The organism is Massilia scottii, assembly GCF_030846495.1.
GTDB lineage: Bacteria > Pseudomonadota > Gammaproteobacteria > Burkholderiales > Burkholderiaceae_D > Telluria_A > Telluria_A violaceinigra.
The window spans coordinates 36,515-48,809 of the sequence record NZ_JAVCWM010000011.1 but is presented as its reverse complement, the minus strand read 5'-3'; the positions used below and the strand labels follow the sequence as shown (position 1 = coordinate 48,809).

Sequence of the window (12,295 nt, the reverse complement as noted above, 5' to 3'; positions counted from 1 at the left end):
TATCAGCTTTGCGGTGCGGAGCGCTGCTTGAACCACTGCTCCATCATCATCAGGACCCACACCATGGTGCCGTGGTAGCCGGCGTGCTCGTTCAAGTGCTGGCCGACCAGCGCATCGATGAATTCCGGACGCACGATCTGGCGCGCCTTCAGGTCGGACAGGCTGTCGAGCGCGAGCTGCTGCAGCGGCTTGTGCTTTTGCAGCCACACGCCGAACGGCAGGCCGAAGCCGTGCTTTTGCTTGGTGATGATGTCGTCGGGCAGGAAGCCGCGCAGCGCTTCCTTGAAGAAGTAGCGCAGCTGGGTGCCATTCAATTTCTGTTTGGCCGTCAGGCGCGCCGAGAACGCGACCATCTGGTCGGACAGGAAGGGGAAGGCCGCTTCCATCGCCGCCAGCTCGCAGGCCTTGATCACTTTCGGCAGGTCGTTGTCGGCAAGCGTCACTTTGAGGTCGAGCGCCAGCATGCGGTTGATCAGGCTCGATGCATCGTTCTGGGCGTAGGTATGCGACAGGCTGGCCAGCGGCGCGCCGACGTCCGCACTGGCCAGGAATTCGCCGGTGAATACTTGCGACGGGCCGAAGCGGCCCAGCAGGTTGTAGGTTTCCAGGCGCGCCGGCATCGGCAGCGAGGCTTGCTCGATGTAGCTGCGCGCCTTGCGAATCAGCTTCAGATGTTCGCCGGCCGGGAAGTTGAATACGGCCGGTTCCAGCAGCGCCTTGCGCAGCAGGCCGGGCACCTTGTCATACAGGGCGAACACGTGCTGCTTGGAGTAGCGCTCGTTGCCGCCGAAAAGTTCGTCGCCGCCGTCGCCGCCGAGCATGCGGGTGACGCCGTCGGCGCGGGCCAGGCGCGCGCAGTAAAAGGCCGGCACCGCCGAGGCGTTGCCGAAGGGCTGGTCGAACACCGCGCCGATGCGCGGAATGGCGGCCACCACGTCATCGGGCGTGACGTAGTATTCGTGGTGGCTGGTGCCGAAGTGTTTTGACGCCAGGCGCGCGTACGACATTTCGTCGTAGCCTTCGGCCTCGAAGCCGATCGAATAGGTGTTGACCGGCTTGTCGTCAAGCTCGCGCATGATGCCGGCAATGGTGGAGCTGTCGGTACCGCCGCTGAGGAAGGCGCCATACGGCTGCTTGCCGGCGGCGTCGCGCACGCTGCTGCGCAGGATCTCGCGGAACTGCTGCTTGAGGTCCTCGAACGAGTGCTGCGGCTGTTCGTCGAACACCATGCGCCAGTAAGCGCGCTTGTCGACGCGGCCCTGCCTGAAGCGCAGGCATTCGCCCGGCAGCAGGCGTTGCTGGCCGCGGTACACGGTGCCCGGCGCCGGGACCATGTGGAAGTAGACGTAGTTGTACAAGCCTTGCGGATCGATCGCTCCGGGCGTCTTCGGATGGCGGATCAGCGCATCCGACGAGGTGGCGAACACCAGCGCCTCGGCCACCGTCTGGTAGCTCAGCTGGTGGGTGCCCATGCGGTCGATCGCCAGCAGGGCCTCGCCCTTGGCGTCGTCGAGAATGGCCAGCGCAAATGCGCCGCGCAGTTTGACGCAGACGGCATCCGGGTCGCGCCGCCACAGGCGGGCCACGCGCTCGGCCAGGCCATCTTGCTGGCCCTGCGCGTCGGCGCCGTCGTCGAGTTCCGGTTCGCCCCACACGGCCACCATCAGGCCATCGCCTTGCCAGGCATGGCTGCTGGCGGCACGTGCGGCTACCGCCACCGCGCTGCGCGAGGCTTGCAGGGTGCTGATACCGGTCTTGTCGAAGGCCGCCAGCGGGACCGCCATGGCCTCGATCAGGACCTGGTTTTCAGCTGCACTGGCGCCGTGGCCGATCCATCCACACAGCCCGCTCACTGCGGCATCCCGGAAAATTCAGTCATTGCACTCCTCGCGCTTGCGTTGGTTTTGTTTGTTGATGATGGATCGAGAGCGGATTATGGCATCAGACCAGCACTTCCAGCGCCACGGGATGGCTCAGGAAGGCGACCGGGCTGGCGGACAGGCCGTAAGCGCCGGACTGGAACACGACCACCAGGTCGCCGACGTCCGCCTTGGCCAGCGACATCTGGTCGGCCAGCAGGTCGAGCGGGGTGCACAGCGGGCCGACCACGGACACGGTTTCACGCTCCTGGGCCGCCATGCGGTTGCCGATGGCGACCGGGTAGTTCTTGCGGATCACCTGGCCGAAGTTGCCCGATGCCGCCAGATGGTGGTGCAGGCCGCCGTCGGTGACCAGGTAGACCTGCCCGCGCGACTCCTTGCGCTCGATCACGCGGCTGACGTAAATACCCGCTTCGGCCACCAGGTAGCGTCCCAGTTCGATCACGATCTCGGTGTCGGGCAGGTCGCGCCGCACCTCGGGCAGGATGCGCTTGAGGTTTTCGCCCACGGCGGCCAGGTCGAGCCGTTCTTCGCCGGGGAAGTAGGGAATGCCGAAGCCGCCGCCGATGTTGAGCGTGCGCAGGGGACCGGGCCAGTGCGCGGCCAGGCGGATCGCCAGCGCGAAGGTTTTTTCGTGCGCGTCCTGGATCGATGCCGCCTTCAGGTTTTGCGAGCCGCTGTAGATGTGGAAGCCCTGGAAGTCGAGTTCCAGTTCGCCGATGCGCTCCAGCATGGCCGGGACGCGTTCGGCGTCGACGCCGAACTGCTTCGGTCCGCCGCCCATCTTCATGCCCGACGATTTGAGCTCGAAGTCGGGATTGACGCGCACCGCCACGCGCGGCTTGACGGACAGGCGCCGGCCGATGACGGCGATGCGCTCCATTTCCGCTTCCGACTCCATGTTCAGCACCACGCCGGCGGCAATCGCGCAGCTCAGGTCCGTGTCGCTTTTGCCGGGACCGGCGAAGCTGACCAGGTGCGGCGCCATGGGCGTGTCGAGCGCCACGCGCTGTTCGCCGCCGGAGGCGATGTCGATGCCGTCGACCAGGGTGGCCATGTGCTGGACCACGGCCGGCATCGGATTGGCCTTCATGGCGTAGTGCAGATGGATTTCCGGCGGCAGGTGGCGGCGCAGCAGTTCGACCCTCTCGGTCAGCTTGGCGCGGTCGTAGGCGTAGAAGGGCGTGCGTCCGACCCGTTCGGCCAGGCGCGTGAGCGGCATGCCGCCGATCTGCAGGCAATCGCCCTCGACCTCGAATTGCGCCAGCGGCGCGTGTTGGGGACGTGGGACGCTCATTGGCTTGCTTCCATAAACAACTGTTCCATTTGCACGCTCAAGAGCTTGCGGTCGATTTTGCCGTTCGGGTTGCGCGGCAGGCTATCGGGCGAGATGATCACGCGCGCCGGCAGCATGTAGGCCGGCAGGTGCGGCTTGCAGGCCGCCAGCAGGGATTCGGGGCTCAAGGCGCTGCCTTCCTTCGGATGCGCGACGACGACGATGGCCTGGCCCAAGGTGGGGTGGGCCAGGCCGATGGCGGCCGCTTCGGCCACGCCGTCGCGCGCGTAGACGACTTCCTCCACTTCGGAGGGGCTGACCCGGTAGCCCGAGGTCTTGATCATTTCATCGTTGCGGCTGATGAAGTACAAGAAGCCTTCTTCATCCTTGCGCACGGTGTCGCCCGACCACACCGCCATTTCGGTCAGGGTCAGGCCGTGGTGCACGCTGACCAGCGGCTTGAAGCGCTCGGCGGTCTTGGCGCGGTCGTTCCAGTAGCCCAGCGAGACGAGCGCGCCGCGGTGCACCAGTTCACCGGCTTCGCCGGGATCGCATTCGGTACCGTCGGCCCGCAACACCATCACTTCGGCGTTCGGGATCGCCTTGCCCATCGAATCGGGGCGGCGATCCAGCTCGGACGGCGGCAGGTAGGTCGAGCGGAAGGCTTCGGTCAGGCCGTACATCAGGAACGGTTGGGCGTTCGGCAGTGCGCGGCGCAGCGCATCCAAGGTGGGGCGCTGCATGGCGCCGCCGGAATTGGTGAGGTAGCGCAGGGTGCAGTCGGCCGGCCACGGCAGGGGCGCGATCTGGATCCACAGCGGCGGCACCGCGGCCAGCCCGGTGATGCGTTCCGCTTCCACGGCTTTGAGAATATCGCGCGCCAGCAGGTGGTTGATCAGCACCGCGGTGGCGCCGACAGAAAACGCCGTGGTCAGCTGGCTCAGGCCATAGTCGAAACTGAGCGGCAGCACGGCCAGGATGCGGTCGGCGGGCGTGTTTTCCAGGTAGCTGGCCACGCTGTTGGCGCCGGCCACCATGTTGCGGTGCGAGAGCACTACGCCTTTCGGCTTGCCGGTGCTGCCCGAGGTGTACAAAATCGCCGCCATGTCGGTATCGATATTGCGCGCGGGGGTGGCGGGCACGGCGGCGGCCAGGGCGGCGTCCCAGGCCACTACCTTGATGCGTTCGAGCGCGGGCGCGTTGTCGACATTGCCGGTGACGATGACGGTGTGCAGGTCCGGGCAGGCGCCCAGGGCGGCGGCGAGCAACTTCAGGCGGTCGGCCGAGGTGACCAGGATGCGCACATTGCAGTCGGCCAGGATGTAGGCGACCTGTTCCGGCTTGAGCAGCGGATTGACGGGCACGAACACGCCACCGGCGGCCGCGGCGCCGAACATGGCGGCCACGTTCTCGATGTTTTTTTCAAGATACACCGCGAGCCGCTGGCCACGGCCCAGGCCGAGACCGAGCACGCTTGTCGAGACTTGCCGTACGGAATCCGCAAGTGTTGCGTAATCCAGACGGCGGCTGCCATAAACGAGCGCCTCCGCTTGTGGGGTGCGGCCGGCAGAGCGGAAGATGAAGTCGTGGATCAAGTCACTCATTGAAACCTTGCGTACGGCTGAAAGCCAAAACGTTGCTGTTCGGGACGAAAAGGGGGCGACTTGCGCCAAGTACTGACGCTAGCCAAATTGTGCGGAGAACAATTTTTCTCTGCAAGCGATATTTGGAGGAAGTTCAAGTACAATCTTACCACTTGAACACTAACAATATCAATTACATATTACTTAAGCGAATCCGCCACGGCCGATTAGCCTAACTTAACCAGATCGTCCATGAGAGACCTAGTCATTACGCTGGTTGTTTTCGGCTCGCTACCGTTTATCCTGAAGCGCCCGTATATCGGCGTGCTGATGTGGGTATGGATCAGCGTGATGAACCCGCACCGGCTCAGCTGGGGCTTTGCCTATTCCTTTCCGTTCGCCGCGATCATCGCCGGCGTGACCCTGATCGGCTTGCTGGTCACGCGCGATCCCAAGAAGCTGCCCATGACGCCGATCGTGTGCACCCTGATGGCGTTCAGTGCCTGGATGGGCATCACGACGATTTTCTCGATGTGGCCGGCCGAATCGGTGGTGATGCTCAACCGCGTCTCGAAGATCATGCTGATGACCTTTGCCACCATCATGCTCATCAAGACCCAGAAACAGGTACAGCTGCTGATCTGGGTTTTGGTCGGTTCGCTCGGCTATTACGGGGTGAAGGGCGGCATCTTTACCGTGATGACGGGCGGCGGCAGCATCGTGTGGGGGCCGCAGGGCAGCTACATCGAGGGCAATAACGAAGTCGCGCTGGCCTTCATCACCATCATTCCGATCATGTTCTACCTGTATATGTCGGCGGAAAAGAAGTGGATCCGCTGGGGCATGGCGGCCTCGATCATGCTGTGTTCGTTTGCCGCGCTCGGTTCCTACTCGCGCGGGGCGCTGGTGGGTATTGCCGCGATGCTGTTTTTCCTGTGGCTGAAAAGCCCCAAGAAAGTGTTGCTGGGCGGCTTGATGGTGCTGATGGTGCCGTTCGCCATCGCCTTCATGCCCGAAAAATGGTCCACGCGCATGGAGACCATTAATACCTACAAGGAAGACAGTTCGGCCATGGGACGCATCAATGCCTGGTATATGGCATACAACATGGCCAAGGACCGTCCGCTCGGCGGCGGCTTCGAGATTTATAACCGCACCGCTTTCGAGCTGTACGCGCCGGTGCCGGAAGATGTGCACGCCGCCCACAGTATTTATTTCCAGGCGCTGGGCGAGCATGGCTTTATCGGGCTCGGCATCTATCTGTTGCTGGCTTTCCTGACCTGGCGCAAGGCGTCCTGGATCGTGCGCATATCGGCGAAAAGGGAGGACTTCAAATGGGCCGGCGACCTTGCCCGCATGATCCAGGTCAGCCTGCTCGGCTTCGGGGTGGGCGGCGCCTTCCTCAGCCTGCTGTATTACGACGTGCCCTACTATCTGATGGCGGCGGTGGTGAGTACCGGCTACATTATCGAGAAAACGCTGGCGGCCGAGGCGGCTGCCGCCAGGGTGGCCGCGCGCGACGCCGCCCGGGCCGCGCAGACCGAGGCCCACGCCCAGGCGCACAGTGCGGCCGCGCCATGACCCTGTTCACCACGAAAGAGCATTCCATGCCGCACCAGCGCACCGATCGCGTCGACCCCGCGCCTGCCGGACCGGCCTGGGCCGGCATGGCCAGCCACGCCATGCGCCACCTGGGGTTCCTGGGCAGCGCGCGCCAGCGCCTGTCGATCCTGATCTTTCACCGCGTGCTGCCGCAGCAGGATGCGATTTTTCCGGACGAGGTCGACGCGCGCCGCTTCGATGCGCAGCTGACCCAGCTGAAACAGTGCTTCAATATCATCTCGCTGGCCGATGGCGTGCGCGGCTTGAAGGCCGGCAAGCTGCCGCCGCGCGCGGCCTGCATCACCTTCGACGATGGCTACGCCGACAATGCCGGGATCGCCTTGCCGATCCTGCAGCGGCATGGCGTGCACGCGACGTTTTTCATCGCCAGCGGCTTCCTGAACGGCGGGCGCATGTGGAACGACACGGTGATCGAGCTGATCCGCCGCGCGCCGGAGCGCATCGATCTGCGACCGGCCGGGCAGGGCGAGTTCGTGCTCGAGTCGGTGGCCAGCCGGCAGGCGGCGATTTCGACCCTGCTCAACGCGCTCAAGTACCTGCCGCTCGACGAGCGCCTGCGCCAGGTGGCGGCGCTGTGCGCGCTGGTGCCGGTGGCGCTGCCGGACGACCTGATGATGACGTCCGAACAGGTGCGCGTGCTGCACCGGGCCGGCATGGAGATCGGCGCGCATACGGTCAACCATCCGATTGTCGCGCGCATGGAGGCGGCCGGCGCGCGCAAGGAGATTGCCGACGGCAAGGCCGCGCTGGAAGCGATCATCGGCGCGCCGGTGCGGCTGTTCGCTTACCCGAACGGCAAGCCGGGACAGGATTACCTGGCCGAGCATGTGGCCATCGTGAAGGAGTTGGGCTTCGACGCGGCGGTGTCGACCTCGTGGGGCGCGGCGCGGCCGGGCGGCGACCTGTTCCAGTTGCCCAGATTCACGCCGTGGGACCGCGGCCAGTTCCGTTTCATGCTGCGCATGATGCAAAATTTGCGGCGCAATGGCGACACGGTGTAAGGGGCGCGCGCACGCCGATGGCGCTCTGGACTGTTTGTCCGGCCGCCGTGTAACATGTCGCGACCTTTCCCGCCATTGGCGCAAGCGACGCGATCAGCATTCATTTATCTAGGATTTCCATGTATCTCGAAGACATCAAAACCATCCTCACCGACGTGCTCAGCCTGGGCGATGCCGGCAAGGAACTGAACGAGCAATCCGCCCTGCTGGGCAGCATCCCCGAGCTCGACTCGATGGCGGTGGTGAACCTCATGGCCGCGCTGGAAGAGCATTTCGGCATCACCATCGACGACGATGAAATCAGCGCCAGTACCTTTGAAACGCTGGGCAGCCTGAATGCGTTCGTGAAGCAAAAACTGGCCTGATGACTGTCCATCCCAAGCCGCCCGGCGCCGAGCCCTTCTTTCTCCAGACGGACTTGGGACAACGTTTCTGCCTGTTCCATCCGCCCGCCGGGCCGCGCTGCCACGGCGCGGTCCTGTACGTGCATCCTTTCGGCGACGAAATGAACAAGGCGCGCCGCATGGCCGCCCTGCAGGCGCGCGCGCTGGCGGCGCAAGGCTACGGCGTGCTGCAGCTCGACCTGTACGGCTGCGGCGACAGCAGCGGCGAATTTGCCGAGGCCCGCTGGGAGATCTGGAAAGACGACCTGGCCGCCGGCTGCGACTGGCTCGCGGCCCGCCTGTCCGCCCCGCTGACCCTGTGGGGACTGCGCCTGGGCGCCTTGCTGGCGCTGGACTATGCGCACGAGAACACGCGCCACCCGCTCGCGCAACTGGTGCTGTGGCAACCGGTGCAAAACGGCGCCACCTTCCTGACCCAGTTTTTGCGCCTGCTCACCGCCAACGCCATGCTGGCCGATGGCGCCGATGCCAAAAAGCCCGATAAAAGCACCGGCACGGCCGCCCTGCGCGCCGCGCTGCTCGGCGGCGAGATGCTCGAAGTGGCAGGCTACGACATCGCCCCGGCGCTGGCTGCCGCCATCGACAGCCGGGACGCGGCCAAGCTCGCGCCCCTGGGTTGCCCGGTGCACTGGATCGAGACCTCGGCCGCGCCCGAGCGGCCGCTCACGCCGGCCGTGGTGCGCCTGGCCGACGCCTGGCGCGAGGCCGGCGTCGACCTGCACTTGCAGCAAGTTACCTGCCCGCCATTCTGGTCGACCCAGGAAATCGCCGAGTCGCCCGCACTGCTGGCGGCCACGTCGGCCCTGTTTCAGGGAGCGCCGCATGGACTATCGTGAAGAGGTGCTCAGTTTTAACTGCGGCGGCGATGCGCTGTTCGGCATCGTCAGCGTGCCCGCGCAGATAGCCAGGCGCGCGGTGCTGATCGTGGTCGGCGGCCCGCAATACCGGGTCGGCAGCCACCGCCAGTTCACCACGCTCGCGCGCGCTCTGGCGGCGCAGGGCATCGCCTCGCTGCGCTTCGACTACCGCGGCATGGGCGACAGCCACGGCGCCATGCGCGACTTCGAGGCGGTCGGCGAGGACCTGCGCGCCGCCGTCGACAACCTGTTCAAGGCCTTGCCCGGCGTTGAGGAAGTGGTCATCTGGGGCTTGTGCGACGGCGCCTCGGCCGCGATTTTCTACGCCGCCGACGATGCCCGCGTGACCGGGCTGGTGCTGCTCAACCCATGGGTGCGCACCAGCGGCGGCCATGCCAAGGCCACCATCAAGCATTATTACCGCGCCCGATTGTTTGACCCGGAACTGTGGAAAAAGATCCTGCGCGGCCAATTCAATGTGGCTGCCGCGGCCGGCTCGTTCGTGCGCATCGCCGGTGCCGCGTTCGGCAAGGGCAGGGGCGGCGCTTCCGGCGCTTCCGCTGGCGGGCCGGCATCGCTGCCCGAGCGCATGCAGGCCGGGCTGGCGCGCTTTCGCGGCAAGGTCCTGTTGATCATCAGCGGCGCCGACCTGACCGCGCAGGAGTTTCTCGACACCGCCGCCGCATCCGAGCAGTGGCAAGGCTTGCTGGCTGCGCCGCAGGTGTCGCGCCGGACCTTGCCTGAAGCGGACCACACGTTTTCGCGGCGCGTGTGGAAAGACCAGGTGGTGAACTGGACCGGCGACTGGCTGCGCTCGTGGTAAGCGCGCGCCCGGCCGTCTTCATGGCAGAGAAAAGGATATCGATGAAACTATTGCCTTACCTGTTAGCCGGCACCGTGCTGCTGACCTCGACCGGCGCCCAGGCGCTGAACTATTGCGGCGAGCTGAAAAATCACTACGGCCCGCTCGACTACCGCAAGCGCGGCCAGGTCAACCTCGAAATCGTCGAGGGCGCCCACTTCACGCCCGAAGTCGAAGCCGGCATCAAGGGCAACACCAGCTATCTCGGCGGCGACCTCGACTACACCCTGCGCGCGATTCCCAATCATGCGCGCGCCCTGGCCACCCTGGCCATGGTCAGCTTGCGCGACAAGCAGGTGAAAGTGCCCGCGACCAAGTGGCCGGTGGAATGCTATTTCAACCGCGCGATCCGCTTCGCGCCGGATGACGCCGCCGTGCGCGCCACCTACGGCAGTTATCTGCTCTCGCTCGGCAAAACCAACGAAGCGGTGAATATGTTTACCACCGCGGTGGAACTGCAGCCGGAAAACCCGACCATCAATTACAACGCCGGGCTGGCTTACCTCAGGAAAAAAGATTACGACAAGGCCAGGCTGCACGCCAAGAAGGCCTATGAACTGGGCTTTCCTTTGCCGGGGCTCAAGAACAAGCTGGTCGCAGCGGGCAAGTGGGACGAGCCGGTGCGATGACGGGCCTGCCGCCGCAGCGCCGCTCCCGTCGCAGCCAGGGCTGAGGCGCACCCGATGCGCCGCCTGGTCCTGCTCTTTGTCGTCCTGATCGTCTACGGCAGCCTGTATCCGTTCGCCGGCTGGCGCGAGCCGGGCGCGCCCCTGTTCAGCTTCCTGTTTGCCGGCCACGTGCGCGTGGAAAAGGCCGACCTGGTCCAGAACGTGCTCGCCTACATGCCGTTCGGCCTGTTCATGGTGGCCTGGCTGATGCGCAGCACGCGCTTTGGCGTGGCGCTGGTGACGGCGGCCGTGGCCGGTGGCGTGCTGAGCCTGGCGATGGAAGCGATCCAGCAGTTCCTGCCGAGCCGGGACGCCTCGCGCATCGACCTGGTATTGAATATTGCCGGCAGCATGGCCGGCGGCGTGCTCGCTTCCCTGCTGCACGGCGAAACCCTGGCCGGGCCGCGCCTGGTGGCATTGCGCGCGCACTGGCTGCGGCGCGGCACCTTGCCCAACCTGGGGCTGGCGGCGCTGGCGCTGTGGGCCTTGTCGCAAACCAGTCCGCTGGTGCCGACCCTCGACATGGGGCAGCTGCGCCACGGGCTGGCGCTGCTGTACCGCTCGCTGCAGCAGCCGCAGGCGATGCAGATGGCGCAGATGCTCACCTACGCCTGTTACCTTGCTGGCCTGGGCATGGTGGCGCGCACGCTCACGCGCGAAGACAAGCCGGCCTTGCTGCTGTTCGGTTCTCTGGTTGCGTGCGTGCTCCTGCTCAAGATCATCATCGAAGGGCGCCAGCTGTCGCTCGAAGCGGTCGCCGGCGCATTTGCCGCGTGGATGTTTTTGCTGCTGGCCAGCCGGATGCGGCGTGCCGCGTGGATGGGCATCGTGCTGATCGGCACCGGTTTCGTCATCAGCGAACTGGCACCGGGGCCGGACGGGATGGTGTATGGTTTTAACTGGATTCCGCTGGTGGGGCAGATGCAATCGCTGTCGGGGCTGCAGAATATCCTCGACATCTTCTGGCCGTTTTTTGCGATGGCGTATCTGGCGCGCCTGGCGACGCCGATCGGCCACCGCCAGCCGGTGGTGGTGATCGGCGCGGTGCTCATTGCCGCGGTGGTATTCTGGCTGGAGTGGTCGCAGCAAGAATTGCCGGGGCGCTTCGGCGATATCACGCAGGTGCTGCTGGCCTGTGCCGGATGGGTGATCCCGTGGACGTTCGCGGGGCCGGATTTTTTGGTGGAAGTGGCTGGAAAAAAGACGGCTGCACGCGGAGCATATTAATCGGTTTCACAAAGTTCCGGCTGCGATTGGCTGCGATATGTGGCCGCCAGTCGCGCACGGGAAAATAATGACAAACAAGCTATTAATCTTCCTATAATATAGCGACGGTCAGCAACATAGCTGTCCGAGTATATTTCGCTCATGGTTTTCAAGGAGTAACTGCATGCCGAATAATGAAGAAACAGAACAGCAGTATGTTAGCGATGATCTCCAGCTCGCCGGGCGCGACGCGGCCCTCGAACCGTTAAGGCTGGCGGCCGAGAGCGGTGACGCAGAGGCTCAGGTGGAATATGCGAGAACCTTGCATCAGTCTTTCGATGATCCTGATGCAGCCTTTCCATGGATGGAGCGCGCCGCCGAGCAGCAAAATCCGGATGGTTTGTACGGATTGGCCCTGTATTACAACAAAGGCTGGGGCTGCGTCGCCAACCCGGAACTGTCCTTTACCATCATGCAAACCGCCGCAGAGGCTGGCAATGCATGGGCCCAATTCGACCTGGGCTTGTACTATATGAAGGGCTACGGTTGCCAGGCCGACATGGCGAAGGCGGTGGAATGGATTTCCAAAGCGGCCGAGACCGGTCTGGCGCAGGCCCAGTACGAAATGGGTGTGCTGTATCTGAATGGCGAAGGGCTGGCGCAGAATCTTGGCGAATCGCTGGCGTGGTTCATGAAGGCTGGCGAGCAAAACCATCCTGATGCGGTCTTCTATATCGGCGCGGCTTTCTACGACGGTTTGGGCGTGGAAAAAGACCCGGTCAAAGGCATGGAAATCATGCGCGATGCCGTGCAAATGGGTTCGTACATCGGACAGCAGTACATTCACAAATTCGAAGAGCGCAGTTCCACGCCTGCCTGATTTGCGCCTGTGTCCACGGGCCGGTCTCCACTTTATCAAGCGACCGCGCCCCATC

General features: G+C 64.6%; 11 protein-coding genes. 8 read left to right on the top strand and 3 right to left on the bottom strand.

Going from position 1 to position 12,295, the window contains the following annotated elements; translation table 11 throughout:
• Positions 1-2: 2 nt before the first annotated feature.
• From RBA41_RS16865 to RBA41_RS16855, 3 genes are all read right to left on the bottom strand, one after another.
• Positions 3-1,853: an asparagine synthetase B family protein gene (locus tag RBA41_RS16865; protein ID WP_306625274.1), complete on the bottom strand. Its 1,851-nt coding sequence runs from the start codon at positions 1,851-1,853 to the stop codon at positions 3-5.
• Between the two features lie 88 nt (positions 1,854-1,941).
• The gene (locus RBA41_RS16860; RefSeq protein WP_306625273.1) at positions 1,942-3,177 is read right to left on the bottom strand and encodes a pyridoxal-dependent decarboxylase, exosortase A system-associated; all 1,236 of its coding nucleotides are present in this window, start codon (positions 3,175-3,177) and stop codon (positions 1,942-1,944) included.
• Positions 3,174-4,760, bottom strand: coding sequence for an acyl-CoA ligase (AMP-forming), exosortase A system-associated (locus RBA41_RS16855; protein ID WP_306625272.1), 1,587 nt, complete (start codon positions 4,758-4,760; stop codon positions 3,174-3,176). The genes RBA41_RS16860 and RBA41_RS16855 overlap by 4 nt, the downstream gene beginning before the upstream one ends.
• A gap of 231 nt (positions 4,761-4,991) precedes the next feature.
• Here RBA41_RS16855 and RBA41_RS16850 point away from each other — a divergent pair, with 231 nt between their 5' ends.
• The 8 genes from RBA41_RS16850 to RBA41_RS16815 all read left to right on the top strand — a co-directional run bounded on the left by RBA41_RS16850 (position 4,992) and on the right by RBA41_RS16815 (position 12,240).
• Positions 4,992-6,320: a putative O-glycosylation ligase, exosortase A system-associated gene (locus RBA41_RS16850; protein WP_306625270.1), complete on the top strand. Its 1,329-nt coding sequence runs from the start codon at positions 4,992-4,994 to the stop codon at positions 6,318-6,320.
• Complete coding sequence (locus RBA41_RS16845; protein ID WP_306625269.1) at positions 6,317-7,363, top strand: polysaccharide deacetylase family protein; 1,047 nt, start codon at positions 6,317-6,319, stop codon at positions 7,361-7,363. Before RBA41_RS16850 ends, RBA41_RS16845 begins: the two co-directional genes overlap by 4 nt.
• 119 nt (positions 7,364-7,482) lie before the next feature.
• Positions 7,483-7,728 (top strand): acyl carrier protein, encoded by a 246-nt coding sequence (locus tag RBA41_RS16840; RefSeq protein WP_099873596.1) that lies wholly within the window; start codon positions 7,483-7,485, stop codon positions 7,726-7,728.
• Positions 7,728-8,603 (top strand): hydrolase 2, exosortase A system-associated, encoded by an 876-nt coding sequence (locus tag RBA41_RS16835; RefSeq protein ID WP_306625268.1) that lies wholly within the window; start codon positions 7,728-7,730, stop codon positions 8,601-8,603. The genes RBA41_RS16840 and RBA41_RS16835 overlap by 1 nt, the downstream gene beginning before the upstream one ends.
• Positions 8,590-9,447, top strand: a complete 858-nt coding sequence (locus RBA41_RS16830) for a hydrolase 1, exosortase A system-associated (RefSeq protein WP_306625266.1) — start codon at positions 8,590-8,592, stop codon at positions 9,445-9,447. Before RBA41_RS16835 ends, RBA41_RS16830 begins: the two co-directional genes overlap by 14 nt.
• Before the next feature lie 41 nt (positions 9,448-9,488).
• Positions 9,489-10,115 (top strand): tetratricopeptide repeat protein, encoded by a 627-nt coding sequence (locus tag RBA41_RS16825; protein ID WP_306625265.1) that lies wholly within the window; start codon positions 9,489-9,491, stop codon positions 10,113-10,115.
• Between the two features lie 54 nt (positions 10,116-10,169).
• Entirely contained in the window at positions 10,170-11,381 is a 1,212-nt protein-coding gene (locus RBA41_RS16820; protein ID WP_306625263.1) for a VanZ family protein, read from the top strand.
• A gap of 163 nt (positions 11,382-11,544) precedes the next feature.
• On the top strand, positions 11,545-12,240 hold the full coding sequence (locus RBA41_RS16815; RefSeq protein WP_306625262.1) for a tetratricopeptide repeat protein: 696 nt from the start codon (positions 11,545-11,547) through the stop codon (positions 12,238-12,240).
• Positions 12,241-12,295: the final 55 nt, after the last annotated feature.